The organism is Rathayibacter sp. VKM Ac-2928 (assembly GCF_022815545.1).
Lineage (GTDB): Bacteria > Actinomycetota > Actinomycetes > Actinomycetales > Microbacteriaceae > Rathayibacter > Rathayibacter festucae.
The window spans coordinates 1,124,836-1,144,474 of the sequence record NZ_JALGRU010000001.1; the positions used below are offsets into that span (position 1 = coordinate 1,124,836).

The window sequence follows — 19,639 nt, forward strand, 5'->3', positions numbered from 1 at the left end:
GATCCGGCGTGGCGCACCACTACATCGACGAGTCGCTCGACTCCGGGGACTTCGTCGCCGGCGGCCGGTTGGAGCTCTCCGGCGCGGAGGCGCGCCACCTCGCAACCGTGAGCCGGATCCGCGCGGGCGAGAGCGTCCGCGTCGGCGACGGCCGAGGCCGGGTCGCCGTGGCCGTCGTCGAGAGCGCGGAGGCGTCGCGTGTCGTCCTCGCGGTCGAGTCGGTCGAGGAGGTGCCCGCGCCGAGCCCGCGCCTCGTGCTCGTGCAGGCGCTCGCGAAGGGCGACCGCGACGAGCTGGCGATCCAGGCGGCGACCGAGCTCGGCGTGGACGAGGTCGTGCCGTGGCAGGCCGCCCGCAGCGTCTCGCGCTGGTCGGGCGTCAAGGAGGAGAAGGGCCGCGAGCGCTGGCGCAGCATCGTCCGCGAGGCGAGCAAGCAGTCGCTCCGCGCCCGGGTGCCGGAGGTGTCGGCGGTCGTCGGCCTGCGTGCTCTGGTGGAGCGGGCCGCGACGGCGCGCGTGCTCGTGCTCGAGCCCTCGGCCGAGGAGCGGCTCACCGCGATCGAGCCGGACGGGCGCGACCTCGTGCTCGTCGTCGGACCCGAGGGCGGCATCGCGGCGGAGGAGCTGCGCGCCCTCGCCGACGCGGGTGCCGAGACCGTCGCACTCGGCGACTCCGTCCTGCGCACCTCCACCGCCGGCCCGGCCGCGATCGCCGTGCTCTCGGCCCGTCTCGGCCGCTGGTGATCCCCGCGGATCCGCGCGCCCTGGGCGAACGCGCCCCCGTCGTCGCCCTCGCCCCGTTTAAGATGGATGCATGACCGAGCCCACTGTCTTCACGCGCATCGTCCGCGGCGAGATCCCCGCCGACGTGGTGTTCGAGAACGAGCGGATCCTCGCGATCCGGGACATCGCGCCGAAGGCGCCCGTCCACCTGCTGATCTTCCCGAAGACCCCCGAGTACGCGAACGTCGCCGAGCTCGCCGCGGGCGATCCGGAGCTCCTCGCCGAGATGGCCGTCGTCGCGCAGACCCTGGCCGACGCGCACAGCAACGGCCAGTTCCGCCTCGTCTTCAACTCCGGCGAAGAGGCCGGTCAGACCGTGTTCCACGTCCACGCCCACGTCCTGGGCGGCCACCTGACGGAAGGCTCCCTTGCCACCGGTTGATCACGCGGGCGATCGCTCCGCGGACCAGAACCCCACTCGAACCGGCTCGACGGAGCCGTCGGTCCCGCAGAGCGACGCGGACCGGACCACCGGCGGGACCCATCGCGTCATCGCCGTCGACGGAATCGCCATGGTGCGCCTCCTCGGACCCCAGGACCGCCTCATCCGGGCGGTCGAATCGCGATTCCCCGACGTCCGGGTGCACGTGCGCGGCAACGAGGTGACCCTCGACGGCGAGGGCGCCCCCGTCGCCGCGGCGGCGCGCCTGGTGGAAGAACTGGTGCTCATGACGGCAGGCGGCCACGACCTCGACCCGGAGGGCGTGCGCGAGTCCGCGCGCATCCTCGAGAACGGCGGGCCGGTGCGTCCCGCGGACGCGTTCGGCCAGGCCATCCTCACGGCGCGCGGGAAGAGCATCCGCCCGAAGACCCTGGGGCAGCGCGAGTACGTCGACGCCGTCGATCAGAACACGATCGTCTTCGGCATCGGCCCGGCCGGCACCGGCAAGACCTACCTCGCGATGGCCAAGGCGGTGCAGTCCCTGCAGCGCAAGGAGGTCGAGCGGATCATCCTCACGCGCCCCGCGGTCGAGGCGGGGGAGCGGCTGGGCTACCTGCCCGGCTCGCTCACCGACAAGATCGACCCGTACCTGCGCCCGCTCTACGACGCGCTGAACGAGATGATGGACCCGGAGATCGTGCCGAAGCTGCTCGCGGCGGGCACGATCGAGGTCGCTCCGCTGGCCTACATGCGCGGCCGCACGCTGAACTCCTCGTTCGTCGTGCTCGACGAGGCGCAGAACACGACGCCGGAGCAGATGAAGATGTTCCTCACCCGCCTCGGCTTCGGCTCGAAGATGGTGATCACGGGCGACATCACCCAGGTCGACCTCCCCGCCGGATCGAGCGGTCTCCGCCTGGTGACCCGGGTGCTCGACGACATCGACGACATCCACTTCGCCCGGCTGACCAGCGAGGACGTGGTCCGCCACAGCCTCGTCGGCCGGATCGTCGACGCGTACACCGAGTACGACCAGCAGAAGCAGGCGCAGAGCTTCGAGCGCGAGCAGGCCCGCGAGTTCGCGGCCCGCGCCGAGCGCCGGGCGGCCACCCGCTCGACCGGCGACGCGCAGCCCAAGCGCCCGCGCGCCTGAGCGCCGTACCACCGCCTCCCGCCCCGCCGAGCCCCTCCCGATCGAAGGAAAACCGCACCCCGTGAGCATCGAGATCAACAACGAGTCGAGCATCCCTGTGGACGAGGCGACCCTGCTGCGCCTCGCGGGCTACGCGCTCGACTCGATGCACGTGCACCCCGACGCCGAGCTCGCGATCGTGCTGGTCGACGAGGGCGCGATGGAGCAGCTGCACGTGCAGTGGATGGACGAGCCCGGCCCCACCGACGTGCTGAGCTTCCCGATGGACGAGCTGCGCCCCGGCACCGAGGACGAGCCGACCCCGGCCGGCCTGCTCGGCGACATCGTGCTCTGCCCGCAGGTGGCGCAGAGCCAGGCCGAGGCCGCCGGCCACTCCGTGCTCGACGAGCTGCTGCTGCTCACGGCCCACGGGCTGCTGCACCTGCTCGGCTTCGACCACGCGGAGCCCGAGGAGGAGCGCGAGATGTTCGGCATCCAGCGCGACATCCTCGTCGGGTTCCACATCAGCGAGCGACGCCGCTAGGCCCGGCGTGCTCACCGTCCAGCTCCTCATCGCGGCCCTCGGCCTCGTCGCCCTCGGCGGTTGGCTCGCCGCCACCGACGCCGCCCTCGGCGTGCTCTCCCGCAGCGACGTCCTCGAGATGGCGAACCACTCGCGCAGCTCGCGCGCCCTGCGGGCCATCGCCGGCGACATGAGCGCGCACGTCAACGTCGTCAACTTCACCCGGATCGCGGCCGAGACCACCGCCGCGGTCTTCGTCACCACCGTGCTCGTCGTCGTGGTCGACGCCCTGTGGCTGGCGCTCCTGCTCGCGATCCTGATCATGGCGGCCGTCTCGTTCGTGCTCGTCGGCTCCAGCCCGCGCAGCGTCGGGCGCGCCCACGCCCGCGCCGTGCTCGGCTCCAGCGCCTCGCTCGTGCACGTGCTGCGGGTCGCGCTCGGCCCGGTCGCGCACGGCCTCGTCGCGCTGGGCAACCGGGTCACCCCGGGCACCGGCCGCTCGGCCGGCTTCTCCTCGGAGGAGCAGCTGCTCAGCATGGTCGACGAGGCGACCGAGCAGTCGGTCCTCGAGCAGGACGACCGCGAGCTCATCCACTCGATCTTCGAGTTCAACGACACGCTGGTGCGCGAGGTGATGGTGCCGCGGACCGACATGGTGACGATCGAGGCCGGCGCCTCGGTCGGCGCCGGCATGGGCCTGCTGCTCAGTCGCGGCATCTCCCGGCTGCCCGTCATCGGCGACGGCGTCGACGACGTGCTCGGCGTGCTCTACCTCCGCGACGTCGCCCGGCACACCTACGAGCGCCCGGACGACGACGACTCGGCGGCCGACCTCGCCCGCCCCGCGCTGTTCGTGCCGGAGTCGAAGAAGGCCGACGAGCTGCTGCGCCAGATGCAGCTCGAGTCCAACCACCTCGCCATGGTGGTGGACGAGTACGGCGGCATCGCCGGGCTGGTCACGCTCGAGGACCTGATCGAGGAGCTCGTCGGCGACATCTCGGACGAGTACGACCGCGAGGTCGACCTCTTCGAGGAGACCGAGCCGGGCGTCTACCGTGTCTCGGCGCGGCTGCCCGTCGACGAGCTGGGCGAGCTGTTCGACCTCGAACTCGAGGACGACGACGTCGACTCGGTCGGCGGACTGCTCACCAAGGCCTACGGCCGCCTGCCCGAGCGGGGCGCGACCGCCCGGATCGACGGGGTGATCCTCGAGGCCGAGCAGGCGGATCCCCGTCGCGGCACCATCTCGACCGTCATCGTGCGGCGCGATCCCGACTACGATCCCTCAGGCGAGACCGGCACCGGACCGGTCGCGATCGTCGCCGAGACAGACCACCAGGACGAGGACGCACGATGACCGACCCCAGCACTCCCACGACCCCCTACCGGGCGGGCTTCGTGTCGTTCGTGGGCCGCCCGAACGTCGGCAAGTCCACGCTCACCAACGCGCTGGTCGGCGAGAAGATCGCCATCACCAGCTCGAAGCCGCAGACCACCCGCCGCGCCATCCGCGGCATCGTGCACCGGCCCGACGGCCAGCTCATCGTGGTGGACACCCCGGGTATCCACCGCCCGCGCACCCTGCTCGGCGAGCGGCTGAACTCCCTCGTCACCTCGACCCTCGGCGACGTCGACGTGATCGGAATGCTCTTCCCGGCCGACGAGCCGATCGGCCCCGGCGACCGGTTCATCAACGAGCAGCTCGAGGCCTTCCCGCGCGCCCGCAAGGTCGCGATCGTCTCGAAGGTCGACCTCTCCTCGAAGAAGTCCGTCGCCAAGCAGCTGCTCGCCGTCTCCGAGCTGCGCGAGTGGGACACCATCGTGCCGATCTCGGCGGTCACCGAGGAGCAGCTCGACGTGCTCGCGGTCGAGCTGCTGCGCCTCATGCCGGTCTCGCCCGCGCTCTACCCCGAGGAGGCCGTGACCGACGAGGACACCGGCTCGCGCATCGCCGAGTTCATCCGCGAGGCAGCGCTCGAGGGCGTCTCCGACGAGCTGCCGCACTCGCTCGCCGTGACGCTCGACGACATGGTCGAGCGCGAGGACGGCTCCTTCATCGACATCTACGCGAACGTCTTCGTGGAGCGCGACAGCCAGAAGGGCATCATCATCGGCAAGGGCGGTCAGCGCCTGCGCGAGGTGGGCGCCGTGTCGCGCGAGCAGATCGAGCGGCTGCTCGGCCGGCGCGTGTTCCTCTCCATCCGGGTGAAGGTCGCCAAGGAGTGGCAGCGCGACCCGAAGCTGCTCGGCCGCCTCGGCTTCTGAGCCGGTGAGCGCGGCGCCGGATCGGGAGGGGGACGGCAGTCACTCTCCCGGACGACGCCCCGCGGCGACGTCGCCGCGTAGCGTGGGGCTCATGCGTGCGCTCCTGGATCGTCCGGCGACGCTCCCGATCGCGGGAGCCCTGCTCGGGGTCCTCCACCTCGGACTGAGCGCGGCCGGCCAGATCGCGCCGGAGCACCTCAGCGGCGGTCTGCTGATCGCGCTCGGCCTCGGCCTCGCGGCCTTCCTGCCGGCCCTCGCACCGTCCCTGGTCGCCGTCGGGGCGGTCACCGGCGGCGGGATCCCGCTCCTCGGCGTGCCGGTGGACGGTGTCCTCGTGGGCCTGCTCGTCCTCTGGTCCACGGCGCGCCGGCTCGGGCCCTGGACGCGGACGCTGACCCTCGTCGGCGCCCTCCTGCTCGCGGGCGTCGCCGGGCTGGTCGCCGCACTGAGCGGGACCGAGCAGCTGCTGCCGCAGGAGGCGAGCGCCGACCAGGTCCTGCTCTTCCGCGCCGTCGCCGCGCTGGTCGTCGCCGCCCTCCTCGCCGGCCTGAAGGTCCTCGTCTGGCGCGCCGGGGTGCGGCGGCCGGTCGGTCCCGGCGACAGGATCGATGCGCTCGTGGTGCGCGTCGCCGGTCCGCAGGACGGCTTCGCCGTCGGAGCGGCCGGCTGGCAGGCGCTCCTCCTGCTGCTGATCTCGACCGTGCCGTTCGCGGCGCCCGACGGCTCGCTCCAGCCGGTCGTCGGCGGAGTGCTGGCGGTCGCGCTGGTCCTGCACCGCCGGGCGCCGGCGCTCTCCCTCACGATCGCCTGGGGCGGGGCGCTCCTGCAGATGGGTCTGCAGCTGGCACCGGGACCGGCCGACCTCGCGATCCTCGCGGTGCTCTTCGGCACCGGTGCGTCCGAGCGGCGCCGGGTGCGCGCGGCAGGGGCCGTCTCCGCGGTGCTCGGCGCGATCGTGGCCGTCGTCTACCTGATCATCGTCTTCCGGCTCGTCCAGTCCATCCCCTCGCCGATCCTGACCGGGGGAGCGGTGTTCGGCGGGATCCTCGCCACGCTCGGCCTCTCCTGGACGGTCGGCCTGCTGTCCCGCTCGGTGCGGCGAGCGCGCGAGGGGCAGACCCTCCGCGCCGAGGCCGAGCGCGAGCGCGCGGCGGCGCAGCGCGAGCTGGACACGGTCGAGGAGCGCAACCGCATCGCCCGCGACATGCACGACGTCGTGGCGCACTCGCTCGCCGTCGTGATCGCGCAGGCGGACGGCGCCCGCTACCTCGGTGCGTCCAGCCCGGCACAGACGGACGCCGCCCTGCTCACCATCTCCTCGGTCGCCCGCGACGCGCTCGGCGACGTCCGCGTCCTCCTCGCTCAGCTCCGGCACAGCCAGAGCGACGGACCGCAGCCGGAGGCGCGCGACCTGCCGGCGCTGCTCGAGAGCGTCTCCGGAGCCGGGACGCAGCTGCGGTCCGAGCTCGAGGTCGACCTCGAGACCGTGCCGCGCGGCATCGGCCTCGCGCTCTACCGCATCGTGCAGGAGGCGACGACGAACGCGCTCCGGCACGGCCGGCCCGGCGCCCCGCTCGACGTCGCGCTCCGCCGCGAGTCCGGCGAGATCGTCCTCACCGTCCGCAACGCGCGCTGCGCCGACGCCGAGGCCGCCGCTCGCGTGCCCGGGGAGGGGCACGGCCTCGTCGGCATGCGCGAGCGCGCCGCACTCGTCGGCGGAGTCCTCCGCGCCGGCCCCGAGGGCGACGACTTCGTGGTCGACGCGCGCCTGCCCGCCCCCTCGTCCACCGCCCTGCCCGTCGCCTCTGGAGGCCACCCCGCATGACCGACACCATCCGCCTCGTCCTCGTCGACGACCAGGCGCTCTTCCGCGCCGGCATCCGCATGCTGCTCAGCTCCCAGCCGGACCTCGAGGTGGTCGGCGAGGCGTCCGACGGCGCGGAGGGCGCGGAGCTCGTCGGCCGGCTGGCCCCGGACGTGGTGCTGATGGACATCCGGATGCCGGGGGTCGACGGCATCGAGTCGACGCGCCGCATCCTCGCCGACGCCGCGGAGAAGGGCGTGGAGCCGCCGCGCATCCTGGTGCTCACCACCTTCGACCTGGACGAGGCGGCCGCCCGCGCGATCCGCGCCGGGGCGAGCGGCTTCCTGCTCAAGGACACCGAGCCGGGCTTCCTGCTCGCCTCCGTCCGCACGGTGCACGCCGGCACCGCCGTGGTCGCCGCCTCCGCGACGCGCGAGCTCTTCGAGCACTTCGGCGCGCCGGGGAGCGGCCGCGAGACGCCGGCCGCGTTCGGCACGCTGACCGACCGCGAGCGCGAGATCTTCCACCTCGCCGCGCGCGGCCTCAGCAACACCGAGATCGCCCGGGCGGAGTTCCTCAGCGAGGCGACGGTCAAGACGCACATCAGCCGCACGCTCGGCAAGCTCGGGCTGCGCGACCGGGTGCAGCTCGTCGTCTACGCCTACGAGAACGGTCTCGTCGCCTGAGGACGACGTCCGCGCCGCAGTGGTGCCTCGTGGGTGCCGACCCGCGGGCGCAGTGCTACCGTGGTCGCGTGCGCATCGGTCTGCTCCTTCTTAGCCGCCGCGACGAGATCTGATCCTCAGGCCCTCCTCGTCGCGGAGTCCGTCGTCGGCTGAATCAGACCCATCGTCACCACAGACCACCCGCGTGGTTCGATCCGCATCCGGATCCCCGCGAGACGAGAGACAGGCGCGTCCGCGCGCCGGGAGAGCACCCTCATGAAGAACACCCAGAAGCCGTCGTCGCTGCCGATCGGCAAGTACAAGCCGTTCCACGAGCAGATCGTCGTCGAGCTGCCCGACCGCACCTGGCCGGCCAAGCGCATCACCACGGCGCCGCGCTGGTGCGCCGTCGACCTCCGCGACGGCAACCAGGCGCTGATCGATCCGATGAGCCCCGAGCGCAAGCGGATCATGTTCGACCTGCTGGTCCGGATGGGCTACAAGGAGATCGAGGTCGGCTTCCCGAGCGCCAGCCAGACCGACTTCGACTTCGTCCGCAGCCTCATCGAGGAGGACGCGATCCCGGAGGACGTCACCATCCAGGTGCTGACCCAGGCGCGCGACCACCTGATCGAGCGCACCTACGAGTCGATCCGCGGCGCCCGCCAGGCGATCGTCCACCTGTACAACTCGACCAGCGTGCTGCAGCGCGAGGTCGTCTTCCGCAAGGACCGCCAGGGCATCATCGACATCGCCCTCGCCGGCGCTCGCAAGTGCCGCGAGATGGAGGCGTCCGTCCCCGGCACGGCCGTGTACTACGAGTACTCGCCCGAGAGCTACACCGGCACCGAGCTCGACTTCGCCCGCGAGATCTGCGACCGCGTGGTCGAGGTCTTCGAGCCGACCCCGGACCGCAAGGTCATCCTCAACCTGCCCGCCACCGTCGAGATGGCGACGCCGAACGTCTACGCCGACTCGATCGAGTGGATGTGCCGCAACCTCGCCCAGCGCGAGAACATCATCGTCTCGCTGCACCCGCACAACGACCGCGGCACCGCGGTCGCCGCGGCCGAGCTGGGCTACCTGGCCGGCGCGGACCGCATCGAGGGCTGCCTCTTCGGCAACGGCGAGCGCACCGGCAACGTCGACCTGGTCGCGCTGGGCGTCAACCTGTTCACCCAGGGCATCGACCCGCAGATCGACTTCAGCGACATGGACGGCATCAAGCGCACGGCCGAGTACTGCAACCAGCTGGCCGTGCCCGAGCGCAGCCCCTGGGCCGGCGACCTGGTCTTCACCGCGTTCAGCGGCTCGCACCAGGACGCCATCAAGAAGGGCTTCGAGGCGATGGAGGCCGAGGCGGAGCGCACCGGCGTCAGCCGCGACGAGCTGACCTGGGCGGTGCCCTACCTGCCGGTGGACCCGAAGGACCTCGGCCGCTCCTACGAGGCGGTCATCCGCGTCAACTCGCAGTCCGGCAAGGGCGGCGTCGCGTACCTGCTGAAGACCGACCACGCGCTGGACCTGCCGCGCCGCCTGCAGATCGAGTTCTCCGCGGTCGTGCAGGCCAAGACCGACGCCGAGGGCGGCGAGGTCACCAGCGAGCAGATCTGGACGATCTTCCAGGACGAGTACCTGCCCGCGCCCGCGCACCGCGCCGAGGACAAGTGGGGCCGCTTCGAGCTGGCCCGCACGAGCACCTCGAGCGACCTGGGCGGCTCGATCGCCCTCGACGCCGTGCTGCGCGTCGGCGACGAGACGGTCACCGCGAGCGCGACCGGCAACGGCCCGATCAACGCCTTCGAGGCGGTGCTGGCGCAGCACGGCGTCGAGGTCCGCGTCTTCGACTACGTCGAGCACGCTCTCAGCGCCGGCGGCGACGCGCTGGCCGCCTCCTACGTCGAGTGCTCGGTGAACGGCCGCACCCTCTGGGGCGTGGGCGTCGACGCCGACATCTCGACCGCCTCCCTGAAGGCGATCGTCTCGGCCGTCAACCGCGCGCTCCGCGAGGAGGCCCCGGACCGAGAGCTGGCGACGGCCTCGGCCTGAGCCTCGCGCGGCCCGAGTAGCCCGCGGAGCGGGCGGGCCATGCTGGTCGAGTAGCCCGCGGAGCGGGCGTATCGAGACCCCCGTCCATGCGGTGGTGGGTCTCGATACGCCGCGTGCCGCGGCTACTCGACCAGCCTGTTGCGGAGCCGTGCCGTCAGGCGCGGCCCTGCAGGATGAGGTTCCAGTAGACCCAGGGGAGCAGGTAGCGGTCGGCGAGGAAGGTGAGGCGGCGCTCCCTCGCAAGGCCCTTCCAGAAGGGGATGGTCGGCTTGGGGCGGTAGCGGTCGTCGAACTCGGCGAAGACGACGGTCGAGCGCGAGACGACGAACGGGCAGACCGAGTAGCCGTTGTAGACCTGGGGGAGCGGCTTCCCCTGGCGCGCGGCGACGAGGTTCTTCGCCAGGGTCTTCGTCTGCTGCCGGAGCGCGCCACCCGACTTCGAGTTCGTGGTCGCCGCGGCGTCTCCCAGTGCCCAGACCTCGGGGTGGCGCGGATGGCGCAGCGTCAGCGGATCGACCTCGACGAATCCGCCCGTGCTCCCCTCCGCCACGAGCCCGGTGCCCGCGAGCCAGTCCGGAGCGGACTGCGGCGGGACCGCGTGCAGCACGTCGTAAGAGAGCGTCTCCCGCTGCTCGGTGCCGACGTGCCCGGCGTCGTGGTCGACACCCAGCTGCGCGCGGCGGCCGTCCTCGCCCGCGATGACGACCGTCCGCTTCTCGGCGTCCACCTCGACCAGCTCGCGGCTGAAGCGCACGTCGATCCCGTACTCCGCCACCTTGCGCTCGAGCTCCGCGTCGATCAGCGGCATGCCGAACATCGTGGGTGTCGGCACGACCAGCACGACGTGGACGTCCGCGAGCACGCCGGTCTCGCGCCAGTAGTCGCAGGCGAGGTACATCGGCTTCTGCGAGGCTCCCGAGCAGGTGGCGGGTCCGCTGGGCTGGGTGAAGACGACGGTGCCGGAGCGGACCCCGCGGAGGACACTCGAGGCTTTCCGCGCGTACTCGAACTCGTAGTTCGAGACGCCGACCGGCGACGCCATCGCCTCCGTCAGCCCGGGCACCGCGGACCAGTCCTTCTGGATGCCGGGGCAGACGACGAGGTCGCCGTAGCCGACCCGCCGACCGGAGGCGAGCACGACCGACTTCGCAGCGGGATCGATGGCCTCGACACGGTCCCGGATCCAGGTGACTCCCTTCGGCGTCACCGAGCCCTGCGGCCGGGTCGCCTTCGAGGCGGGAGCGGTGCCGCCGGCGACGTGGGAGAACATCGGCTGGTAGAGGTGCGTCTCGCGCGGCTCGATCACCGCGACGTCCGCCACCCCGTAGCGGCGGAGGCGCCCCGCGACCGAGAGTCCCGCGTTCCCCCCGCCGATGATCAGCACGTCGTGTCGGTCGGTCGTGGTGCCCGCAGCGGTCATGCCGCCACCCTAGGTCGGACCTCCGACACGGGCGCGGGCTTCCGCGAGCCGTCCCGACGTGCATCCCCGCCGTCAGCCGCGCTTCCGCCAGCCCAGACGCGGCACCCGGCTCAGCGCCCGCTGCTCCGGCAGGCTCCAGCCGTAGCGCACCGCCAGCAGCCGGATGACGGCCGTGACCAGCACCGCGATGGGCGCCGCGTAGTCGATCACCATCCCGAACCGCAGCGCGACCACCAGCACGACGGTGCCGGCGGTCGCCGCGATCGCGTAGAGCGAGCCCACGTGCATCAGCGCGATCGGCCGGTTCAGCAGGATGTCGCGGATCACCGAGCCGCCGACGGCCGAGACGGTGCCGACGAACACGGCGGGCACCTCCGGCACGCCGAGCGAGAGCGCCTTCGTCGTGCCGATGGCGCCGAAGAGCCCGATCGTCAGCGCGTCGAGCGCCGTGATCGTGCCGTCGACCCGGTTGAGCACGTGCTGCAGCAGCATGCCGAAGAGCGAGGCCGTCACCGCGACGAGCAGGTAGGCGTTGGTGTGCAGCGCCACGAGCGGGGTCTGCAGCAGCAGGTCGCGCAGCACACCGCCGCCGAGGCCGGTCGCCGTGCCGATGATGGTGACGCCGAGCAGGTCGATCCGGCGGTCGCGGAACTCGCCGGCGAACATCGCGCCCTGCAGGCAGCCGATCGCGATGGCGAGGAGGTCGGCCCAGGCGGGGATCTCGAAGAGGGAGGCGGCCACCGAGCCATCGTTCCACGGGCGGGAGGGGGCGGGTGCCGGTCCACCGCGGGGTTGTCAGGGGTGGGGAGGATAATCGAGCGCATGCCCACCTACCGTGACGAAGCCGTCGTGCTGCGCACCCACAAGCTGGGCGAGGCCGACCGCATCGTGACGCTGCTCTCGCGCAGCCACGGCAAGATCCGCGCGGTCGCCAAGGGCGTGCGCAAGACCGGCTCCAAGTTCGGCTCGAGGCTCGAGCCGTTCATGGTCGCCGACCTGCAGCTCTACGAGGGCCGGAGCCTCGACATCGTCACGCAGGCCGAGTCGCTCGGCGCGTACGGCGCGATCATCGCGGCCGACTACGACAGCTACACCGCGGCGAGCGCCATGGTCGAGACGGCCGACCGCCTCACCGACGCCGACGCCTCGCTGCAGCAGTACCTCCTGCTCGTCGGCGCCCTGCGCTCGCTTTCGAAGCACGAGCACGAGCCGGTGCTCACGCTCGACTCCTACCTGCTGCGCGCGCTCTCGATCGCCGGCTGGGCGCCGAGCTTCGAGGACTGCGCCCGCTGCGGCGCCCCCGGCCCGCACGGCGCGGTGGTCGTCCAGCTCGGCGGGGTCGTCTGCGAGGACTGCACGCCCCCCGGCGCCCCGCGCGTCGCCCCGGAGGTGGTCGTCCTCCTCGGCGCCCTGCTCACGGGAGACTGGGAGCACGCCGAGACGACGGAGCCCTCGACCCGCTCCCGAGCGAGCGGCGTGGTCGCCGCCTACACCCAGTGGCACCTCGAGCGCGGACTGAGATCTCTGGAGCACGTCACCCGATGAAGCCGTTCACCCACAGGGACGCCGTCCCGTTCCGCCCCCTCGACTGGACCGGCGTGCACCCGCCGGAGCTGCCGCGCAAGGCGGTGCCCGAGCACGTCGCGATCGTGATGGACGGCAACGGCCGCTGGGCCAACTCCCGCGGGCTGACCCGGGTGGAGGGGCACAAGCGCGGCGAGGCGTCGCTGCTCGACGTGGTCGCGGGAGCGATCCAGATCGGCGTCAAGCACCTCAGCGTCTACGCTTTCTCGACCGAGAACTGGAAGCGCTCGCCCGACGAGGTGCGCTTCCTGATGGGCTTCAACCGCGACGTGCTGCACCGCCGCCGCGACCAGCTCAACGAGTGGGGCGTCCGGGTGCGCTGGGCCGGCCGGAAGCCGCGGCTCTGGGCGTCGGTCATCAACGAGCTGCAGTACGCCGAGAAGCTGACCGAGGGCAACGACGTCCTCACGCTCACCATGTGCGTCAACTACGGCGGCCGCACCGAGATCGCCGACGCGGTGCAGCGGATCGCCGCCGAGGTCGCCGCGGGCAGGCTGAAGCCGTCCGGCATCACCGAGAAGACGATCGGCAAGGCGCTCTACCTGCCCGACATGCCGGACGTCGACCTCTTCGTGCGCTCCTCCGGCGAGCAGCGCACCAGCAACTTCCTGCTCTGGCAGAGCGCCTACGCCGAGATGGTCTTCCTCGACCGGCTCTGGCCCGACTTCACCCGCGAGGACCTCTGGGGCGCGATCGAGCACTACGCCGGCCGCACCCGCCGCTTCGGCGGCGCCGTGGACGTGCCGGGGGCGTCGTCATGACCGGCGGGAGGACCGTCCGCGTCGGGCTCGTCGGCTACGGGCTCGCGGGGCGGATCTTCCACGCGCCGTTCGTCGAGGCGGACTCCGACTTCGACCTGGTCGCGATCTCGACGAGCGATCCCGAGCGAGGGGCGGCGGCGACGGCCGCGCATCCCGGCGCACGGATCGTCCCCGACCTCGACGCGGTGCTCGCCGAGCGACCCGACCTGGTGGTCCTCGCGACGCCGCCCTCCGTGCACCGCGAGCAGGCCGAGCAGGTGCTCGCCGCCGGCGTCGCGGTCGTGATCGACAAGCCGTTCGCGCCGAGCACGGCCGACGTCGACGCGATCCTCGCCGCCTCCGAGGCGGGCGGCGCGCCCGTGTTCGTCTTCCAGAACCGCCGCTGGGACGCCGACTTCCTCACGCTGCGCCGGCTGCTGGGGGAGGGCGCGCTCGGCGACGTGATCCGCTTCGAGTCGACGTTCGAGCGCTGGAGCGCTCCGAAGACCGGGCGCTGGCAGACGGCGATCGGACCGGCACGGGGCGGCGGCATCCTCTTCGACCTCGGCAGCCACCTCGTCGACCAGGCCCTGGTGCTCTTCGGTCCGGCCGTCGTCACCGCGGCGGAGACCCGCGTCGTGCACGCGGGCGGCGCGAGCGAGGACGACGCCTTCGTCTCGCTGCTCCACGAGTCCGGAGTGCGCTCGCACCTGACGATGAGCCGGATCGCCCGCGCCTCCGCCCCGCGCTTCCGGGTGCTCGGGACGCGGGCTGCGTTCTCGGTCGACGGCCTCGACCCGCAGGAGGGCGCGCTGCGCGGCGGCGGCGCCACTCCGCTGGACGAGGACTTCGGCGTCGTCCCGCCGGGCGCGGAGGGGATGCTGGCCGACGAGCGCGGCACGACGGCCGTGCCGAGCGAGCGTGGGAACTACGCCGCCTTCCTCGCGGGAGTCGCCCGCGCCCTGCTCGACGGCGCTCCGTCACCCGTCGACGTGCAGGACGCTCGAGCAGTGGTCGCGCTGATCGAGCAGGCCCACGCCCTCGCCGCGCGGTGACGCACGACGCGCCCGGTCCTGCCGCGAGGTTGGCGATCCGGGCGTCGAGGGGGATCCTCGGAGGGTGAGCACCGCACCCCCGGCCCCCGCCGACCTCCGAGCGCTCTTCCCCGGCGCCCGCGGGTACCACAACGCCTGCACGCTGGGCCTGCCGCCTCGCGCGACCGCCGAGGCCCTGCGCGCGGACCTCGACGAGTGGTCGGCCGGCTGCGGCACAGCCGCGGGCTACGGAGCGGTCGCCGAGCGCGCACGAGCCTCCTTCGCGCAGATCGCCGGAGTGCCGGTCGACCGGGTCGCGATCGGCTCGCAGACCTCGGCGATGGCCGCCGTGCTCGCCGCCTCGCTCCCGGACGGAGCGCACGTCCTCTGCGTCGACGGCGACTTCTCCTCCATCGTCTTCCCCTTCCTCGCCCAGGCCCACCGCGGCGTCGTCGTGCGCTCGGTGCCGCTGGAGGCGCTCGCCGATTCGGTCGAGGACGCCGACGACCTCGTCGTCTTCTCGGCCGTGCAGTCCAGCAGCGGGGCGCTCGCCGATCTCGACGCGGTCGTCGAGGCCGCCGCCCGCCACGGCGTGCGCACGGCCTGCGATCTGACCCAGGCCGCGGGCGTGCTGCCGGTGGACGCCTCCCGCTTCGACGCGACCCTCACCCACGCCTACAAGTGGCTCTGCTCGCCGCGCGGCGTGGCCTTCCTCACCGTCTCGCCCGAGTACGCGGCCGAGCTGCTGCCGGTGCAGGCCGGCTGGTACTCGGGGGAGGACGTCTGGTCCTCCTGCTACGGGCCCGCGATGCACCTCGCCGAGAACGCCCGGCGCTTCGACGTCTCGCCCGCCTGGCAGGCGTTCGTCGGGGCGGAGGCGTCGCTCGAGCTGTTCCGCTCGCTCGACCTCGACGCGGTCTGGGCGCGTGCCTCCGGGCTGGGCGATCAGCTCTGCGAGCGCCTCGACCGCGCGCCGCAGCACCGCGCGATCGTCTCCTGGCCGGACGAGGACGGCGCCGATCTGGCGCGCCTGCAGGCCGCAGGGCTACGCGTCTCGGGCCGGGGCGGACGTCTCCGCGTCGCCTTCCACCTCTGGAACGACGAGTCCGACGTCGACGAGCTCGTCCGGGTGCTGCGGGAATAGCTCCCCGTCGCCGCGGTTGTCCTCGGAGTGAGCGAAGCGCAGACCCCCATCACCGTCGACATCTGGTCCGACATCGCGTGCCCCTGGTGCTACATCGGCAAGCGCAAGTTCGAGCGCGGGCTGGCGGCGTTCCGTGCCGCGCACCCCGACGCGCCGGAGGTCGCGGTCGAGTACCGCAGCTTCGAGCTGTCGCCGGAGACGCCGGAGGACTACCGCGGCGGTACGGCCGAGTTCCTCGCCCAGCACAAGGGCGTCCCGCTGGAGCAGGCACAGCAGATGCTCGACTCCGTCACCGCGATCGCGGCGGGGGTCGACCTCGACTACCACTTCGAGTCGGTCGTGCACGTCAAGACCGTCCGGGCGCACCAGGCGCTGCACCACGCGAAGGCGAACGGGCTGCAGCTCGAGCTGAAGGAGCGACTGCTCCGCGCCTACTTCGTCGAGGGGCGCGACCTCGCGGACTCCGACGTCCTGGCCGCCCTCTCCGCCGAGGTCGGGCTCGACGCCGACGAGGCTCTACGCGCGCTGGACGAGCAGCGGCACCTCGCCGACGTGCAGTCCGACATCGCGCAGGCCCGGGAGTACGGGATCAACGGGGTGCCGTTCTTCGTGCTCGACGGCCGCTTCGGGGTCTCCGGCGCGCAGGAGCCCACCGCGTTCACCGAGGTGCTCGAGCACGTGCTGTCGCAGCGGGCGGTCGTCGCGTGAGCGAGCCAGTGCCGAGCGGGCCGTTCGAGATGCTCGGCGCGACTGACGTGCCCGTCTGCGAGGACGGGGTCTGCGAGGTCCCGGCGTCCGCGGCTCCCGCTGTCAGCGAGCAGGCTCCTCGATCGTGATGTCGGCGACCGTCGCGCCGTAGGCGGCGATCAGCGCGTCCGCGTCGACGAAGGCGCTCCGGCCGCTCGTGCCGGCGCCCAGGGCGATCCGGCGGCCGACGACCCGCTCGTCCGCGACGACGGGCCAGGCGGTGGTCGAGCCGATCGGCGTGATCGTGCCGCGGCGGTAGCCCGTCGCCTCCAGGGCCACCGACTCGTCGGGCAGCCGGAGCTTGTTCACGCCGACCACCGCGCGCAGCAGCGGCCAGGAGATCTGCCGGCCGCCGGGCACCAGCGCGAAGACGAAGCCGCCGTCGTGGCGCTTGACCACCAGTGATTTCACGATCGAGCCGGGCTCGATGCCCAGCAGCTCGGCCGCCTCGGCCAGGCTGCCGGCCTCCGGGCGGTCGACGATCTCGACGTCGAGTCCGCGCTCGCGCGCATCCGCCTCGAACCGCGCCGGGCCGTCCTCCACAGTGCGGTCCTCCGCGGTGCCGACCTCCGTAGCTCCGTCCTCCACAGTGCCGTCCTCCACAGTGCCGTTCCCGTCCATCCGTCCCCACCTCTCCGCTCGTTCGCCTTCCCCAACACAGGATCTGGGAGAATCGATACCGATGTCCTCCACTCTCATGGCCGCACCGCCCGCGCGCACCGCGCCGGCGCTCCGGATCGGCCCCCTCGAACTCGACGCCCCCGTCGTCCTCGCGCCCATGGCCGGGATCACCAACACCGCGTTCCGCCGGCTCTGCCGCGAGTTCGGCAACGGGCTCTACGTCAGCGAGATGATCACCTCCCGCGCGCTCGTCGAGCGCACCCCGGAGTCGATGCGCCTCATCCGCCACCACCCCAGCGAGAAGGTCCGCTCGATCCAGCTCTACGGGGTCGACCCGAAGACGGTCGCCGAGGCCGTCACCATGCTCGTCGCCGAGGACCGCGCCGACCACATCGACCTCAACTTCGGCTGCCCCGTCGCCAAGGTCACCCGCAAGGGCGGGGGAGCGGCCCTGCCGTGGAAGCTCCCGCTGTTCCGTCAGATCGTCGAGGGCGCGGTGCGGGCCGCGGGCGACGTCCCGCTGACGGTCAAGATGCGCAAGGGCATCGACTCCGACCACCTCACCTACCTCGAGGCCGGCCGGGCCGCGGAGGGCGCGGGAGTCGCGTCGATCGCGCTGCACGCCCGCACCGCCTCCGAGTTCTACAGCGGCCAGGCCGACTGGTCGGCGATCACGACCCTCAAGCAGGCGATCTCGAGCGTCCCGGTGCTCGGCAACGGCGACATCTGGTCGGCCGAGGACGCGCTGCGGATGATGAGCGAGACCGGCTGCGACGGCGTCGTCGTCGGGCGCGGCTGCCTCGGCCGCCCCTGGCTCTTCGGCGACCTCGCCGCTGCCTTCGCGGGCTCGGACGAGCGCTTCACACCGACCCTCGGCCAGGTCGCCACGGCCTTCCGCCGGCACGCCCAGCTGATCTGCGAGTTCTTCGAGAGCGAGGAGCGCGGCTGCCGCGACATCCGCAAGCACGTCGCCTGGTACTTCAAGGGCTACCCCGTCGGCGGCGACCTGCGCGCGAAGATGGCCTCCGTGGTCACCCTCGCCGAGCTCGACGAGCTGCTCGCCACCCTCGACCCGGACGTGCCCTACCCGGGCGAGGCGGCCGAGGGCCAACGCGGCCGCGCCGGCTCGCCGAAGACGCCGTCGCTGCCCGACCGCTGGCTCGAGTCCCGCGAGCTGAACGCCGACCAGCGCGACGCCGTCGCGGCCGCCGAGATCCACCACAGCGGTGGATGACCGCGCGCTCTGGGGGTACTCGCTCGTCGACGTCGAGCGGTTCCTGCCGGAGGACCACAGCACCCGCCGCTCCGACTTCGCCCGCGATCGCGCCCGGCTCTTCCACTCCAGCTCGCTCCGCCGCCTCGCGGCGAAGACGCAGGTGCTCAGCCCGACCGCCGGCGTCGACTTCGCCCGCAACCGACTGACGCACTCGCTCGAGGTCGCCCAGATCGGCCGCGAGCTCGCGACGAGCCTCGACCTCGACCCCGACGTCGTCGACACCGCCTGCCTCGCGCACGACATCGGCCACCCGCCGTTCGGGCACAACGGCGAGCGCGCCCTCAACACCTGGGCCGAGTCGATCGGCGGCTTCGAGGGCAACGCACAGACCTTCCGGCTGCTGACGCGGCTCGAGGCGAAGGTGTTCGGCGAGGACGACCGCCCGTACGGCCTGAACCTCACCCGCTCGAGCCTCGACGCCAGCTGCAAGTACCCGTGGCCCGACACCCGCTCCGTCGCCGACCCGTCCGGCCGCGCCAAGTACGGCTTCTACGCCGACGACGAGCCGGCCTTCACCTGGATGCGCGAGGGCGCCCCCGAGGGCGTCCGCTGCATCGAGGCCGAGGTGATGGACCTCTCCGACGACATCGCCTACTCGGTGCACGACTTCGAGGACGCCGTCTTCTCCGGCTACATCGACGTCGCCGCGCTCGGCTCCCGCGTGGACCACGACGACCTCGTCGAGTCGATGCACTCCTGGGTCGGCGGCGAGATCGGCCACGACGAGCTCGTCGCCGCCTTCGACCGCCTCGACTCCCTCGACGTCTGGGTCGACTCCTGGGACGGCTCCCGCCGAGACCAGGCCCGGCTGAAGAACCTCACCAGCCAGCTCATCGGCCGCTTCGCCGCCTCCGCCACCGAGGCCACCCGCGAGGCCTACTCCCACCCCGACCTCGTCCGCTTCGGCGGCCACGTCGTCGTGCCCCGCGAGCAGCAGGCCGAGATCGCCGTCCTCAAGGGCATCGTCGCCACCTTCGTGATGTCGCGGAACACCCGTCAGCCGATCTACGCCCAGCAGCGCGAGGTCCTCACCCGCCTCGCCGACACCCTCCTCGAGCGCGGCGCCGGCGCCCTCGACGCCGGCTTCGCCGAGGACTGGAACGCCGCCGGCACCGACGACGCCCGCCGCAGGGTCGTCGTCGACCAGGTCGCCAACCTCACCGACCAGAGCGCCCTGAGCTGGTTCGAGAGGCTGTGCCACTGAGCTCGCCGGGCGCAGCCCGGCTCGCTCGGACGCCGGTCCCCGCCCGGCGTCCGCGCAGTCGGCTCCTCGGGGTGGTGCGTTCCGCAGAGCGGAGCGCGGACGCCCAGCGCGATTCGCTGGCACGCGAATCACGCGTTCGGCTGCACCCTGCGCCGTGCCCGCCGGTCGGCTGAGCTTTCCGGCATCCATGCTGGTCGAGTAGGGCGCGGAGCGGCCGTATCGAGACCGACGAGTCCGGTTCGGTGGGAAGCCCATGCTGATCGAGTA

General features: G+C 72.6%; 19 protein-coding genes. 16 read left to right on the forward strand and 3 right to left on the reverse strand.

Annotation, left to right across the window (positions count from 1 at the left end; translation table 11 throughout):
* Positions 1-8 precede the first annotated feature (8 nt).
* The 9 genes from MT350_RS05255 (at position 9) to leuA (ending at position 9,602) form a co-directional block, all read left to right on the forward strand.
* Positions 9-743, forward strand: coding sequence for a 16S rRNA (uracil(1498)-N(3))-methyltransferase (locus tag MT350_RS05255; protein ID WP_243599051.1), 735 nt, complete (start codon positions 9-11; stop codon positions 741-743).
* 70 nt (positions 744-813) lie between these two features.
* Positions 814-1,164 carry a histidine triad nucleotide-binding protein gene (locus tag MT350_RS05260; protein ID WP_123735452.1) on the forward strand — a complete coding sequence of 117 codons (351 nt, stop codon included), beginning with the start codon at positions 814-816 and terminating at the stop codon, positions 1,162-1,164.
* Positions 1,165-1,294: 130 nt separating this feature from the next.
* Positions 1,295-2,317 carry a PhoH family protein gene (locus tag MT350_RS05265; protein WP_123445998.1) on the forward strand — a complete coding sequence of 341 codons (1,023 nt, stop codon included), beginning with the start codon at positions 1,295-1,297 and terminating at the stop codon, positions 2,315-2,317.
* 61 nt (positions 2,318-2,378) lie between these two features.
* Entirely contained in the window at positions 2,379-2,840 is a 462-nt protein-coding gene (gene ybeY, locus MT350_RS05270; RefSeq protein ID WP_123445622.1) for an rRNA maturation RNase YbeY, read from the forward strand.
* 7 nt (positions 2,841-2,847) lie between these two features.
* Complete coding sequence (locus MT350_RS05275) at positions 2,848-4,176, forward strand: hemolysin family protein (protein WP_123445623.1); 1,329 nt, start codon at positions 2,848-2,850, stop codon at positions 4,174-4,176.
* Positions 4,173-5,084: a GTPase Era gene (era, locus tag MT350_RS05280; protein WP_123732108.1), complete on the forward strand. Its 912-nt coding sequence runs from the start codon at positions 4,173-4,175 to the stop codon at positions 5,082-5,084. Before MT350_RS05275 ends, era begins: the two co-directional genes overlap by 4 nt.
* A 91-nt stretch (positions 5,085-5,175) precedes the next feature.
* Positions 5,176-6,909 (forward strand): histidine kinase, encoded by a 1,734-nt coding sequence (locus MT350_RS05285; RefSeq protein ID WP_243599052.1) that lies wholly within the window; start codon positions 5,176-5,178, stop codon positions 6,907-6,909.
* Positions 6,906-7,574, forward strand: a complete 669-nt coding sequence (locus tag MT350_RS05290) for a response regulator transcription factor (protein WP_123445626.1) — start codon at positions 6,906-6,908, stop codon at positions 7,572-7,574. Before MT350_RS05285 ends, MT350_RS05290 begins: the two co-directional genes overlap by 4 nt.
* A gap of 255 nt (positions 7,575-7,829) precedes the next feature.
* Positions 7,830-9,602: a 2-isopropylmalate synthase gene (gene leuA, locus MT350_RS05295; RefSeq protein WP_127886284.1), complete on the forward strand. Its 1,773-nt coding sequence runs from the start codon at positions 7,830-7,832 to the stop codon at positions 9,600-9,602.
* Between the two features lie 154 nt (positions 9,603-9,756).
* Here leuA and MT350_RS05300 read toward each other — a convergent pair whose 3' ends face one another.
* On the reverse strand, positions 9,757-11,022 hold the full coding sequence (locus MT350_RS05300) for an NAD(P)/FAD-dependent oxidoreductase (protein ID WP_243615505.1): 1,266 nt from the start codon (positions 11,020-11,022) through the stop codon (positions 9,757-9,759).
* A gap of 72 nt (positions 11,023-11,094) precedes the next feature.
* Positions 11,095-11,763, reverse strand: coding sequence for a trimeric intracellular cation channel family protein (locus tag MT350_RS05305; protein WP_243586590.1), 669 nt, complete (start codon positions 11,761-11,763; stop codon positions 11,095-11,097).
* 81 nt (positions 11,764-11,844) lie between these two features.
* On the opposite strand from MT350_RS05305, the gene recO reads away from it, so the two are divergent.
* From recO to MT350_RS05330, 5 genes are all read left to right on the forward strand, one after another.
* Positions 11,845-12,567, forward strand: a complete 723-nt coding sequence (gene recO, locus MT350_RS05310) for a DNA repair protein RecO (protein ID WP_123445629.1) — start codon at positions 11,845-11,847, stop codon at positions 12,565-12,567.
* Positions 12,564-13,367 carry an isoprenyl transferase gene (locus tag MT350_RS05315; protein WP_123703114.1) on the forward strand — a complete coding sequence of 268 codons (804 nt, stop codon included), beginning with the start codon at positions 12,564-12,566 and terminating at the stop codon, positions 13,365-13,367. The genes recO and MT350_RS05315 overlap by 4 nt, the downstream gene beginning before the upstream one ends.
* Positions 13,364-14,401 (forward strand): Gfo/Idh/MocA family oxidoreductase, encoded by a 1,038-nt coding sequence (locus MT350_RS05320; RefSeq protein ID WP_243599055.1) that lies wholly within the window; start codon positions 13,364-13,366, stop codon positions 14,399-14,401. The genes MT350_RS05315 and MT350_RS05320 overlap by 4 nt, the downstream gene beginning before the upstream one ends.
* 64 nt (positions 14,402-14,465) lie before the next feature.
* Entirely contained in the window at positions 14,466-15,524 is a 1,059-nt protein-coding gene (locus tag MT350_RS05325) for an aminotransferase class V-fold PLP-dependent enzyme (protein WP_243599056.1), read from the forward strand.
* Between the two features lie 27 nt (positions 15,525-15,551).
* The gene (locus MT350_RS05330; RefSeq protein ID WP_123735461.1) at positions 15,552-16,232 is read left to right on the forward strand and encodes a DsbA family protein; all 681 of its coding nucleotides are present in this window, start codon (positions 15,552-15,554) and stop codon (positions 16,230-16,232) included.
* A gap of 102 nt (positions 16,233-16,334) precedes the next feature.
* Here MT350_RS05330 and MT350_RS05335 read toward each other — a convergent pair whose 3' ends face one another.
* Positions 16,335-16,859: an aminoacyl-tRNA deacylase gene (locus MT350_RS05335; RefSeq protein WP_374206628.1), complete on the reverse strand. Its 525-nt coding sequence runs from the start codon at positions 16,857-16,859 to the stop codon at positions 16,335-16,337.
* A 94-nt stretch (positions 16,860-16,953) separates the two neighbouring features.
* Here MT350_RS05335 and dusB point away from each other — a divergent pair, with 94 nt between their 5' ends.
* Positions 16,954-18,126: a tRNA dihydrouridine synthase DusB gene (gene dusB / locus MT350_RS05340; protein ID WP_243599058.1), complete on the forward strand. Its 1,173-nt coding sequence runs from the start codon at positions 16,954-16,956 to the stop codon at positions 18,124-18,126.
* Positions 18,119-19,372 (forward strand): deoxyguanosinetriphosphate triphosphohydrolase, encoded by a 1,254-nt coding sequence (locus MT350_RS05345; protein ID WP_243599059.1) that lies wholly within the window; start codon positions 18,119-18,121, stop codon positions 19,370-19,372. The genes dusB and MT350_RS05345 overlap by 8 nt, the downstream gene beginning before the upstream one ends.
* The last annotated feature ends 267 nt before the right edge of the window (positions 19,373-19,639 follow it).

What these genes read in the sequence shown, in the direction of transcription:
- MT350_RS05260 (WP_123735452.1), top strand. Translation starts at nt 814, where the DNA reads ATGACCGAGCCCACTGTCTTCACGCGCATCGTCCGCGGCGAGATCCCC.
- MT350_RS05265 (WP_123445998.1), top strand. Translation starts at nt 1,295, where the DNA reads ATGGTGCGCCTCCTCGGACCCCAGGACCGCCTCATCCGGGCGGTCGAA.
- era (WP_123732108.1), top strand. Translation starts at nt 4,173, where the DNA reads ATGACCGACCCCAGCACTCCCACGACCCCCTACCGGGCGGGCTTCGTG.
- MT350_RS05285 (WP_243599052.1), top strand. Translation starts at nt 5,176, where the DNA reads ATGCGTGCGCTCCTGGATCGTCCGGCGACGCTCCCGATCGCGGGAGCC.
- MT350_RS05290 (WP_123445626.1), top strand. Translation starts at nt 6,906, where the DNA reads ATGACCGACACCATCCGCCTCGTCCTCGTCGACGACCAGGCGCTCTTC.
- leuA (WP_127886284.1), top strand. Translation starts at nt 7,830, where the DNA reads ATGAAGAACACCCAGAAGCCGTCGTCGCTGCCGATCGGCAAGTACAAG.
- MT350_RS05300 (WP_243615505.1), bottom strand. Translation starts at nt 11,022, where the DNA reads ATGACCGCTGCGGGCACCACGACCGACCGACACGACGTGCTGATCATC.
- recO (WP_123445629.1), top strand. Translation starts at nt 11,845, where the DNA reads ATGCCCACCTACCGTGACGAAGCCGTCGTGCTGCGCACCCACAAGCTG.
- MT350_RS05315 (WP_123703114.1), top strand. Translation starts at nt 12,564, where the DNA reads ATGAAGCCGTTCACCCACAGGGACGCCGTCCCGTTCCGCCCCCTCGAC.
- MT350_RS05320 (WP_243599055.1), top strand. Translation starts at nt 13,364, where the DNA reads ATGACCGGCGGGAGGACCGTCCGCGTCGGGCTCGTCGGCTACGGGCTC.
- dusB (WP_243599058.1), top strand. Translation starts at nt 16,954, where the DNA reads ATGTCCTCCACTCTCATGGCCGCACCGCCCGCGCGCACCGCGCCGGCG.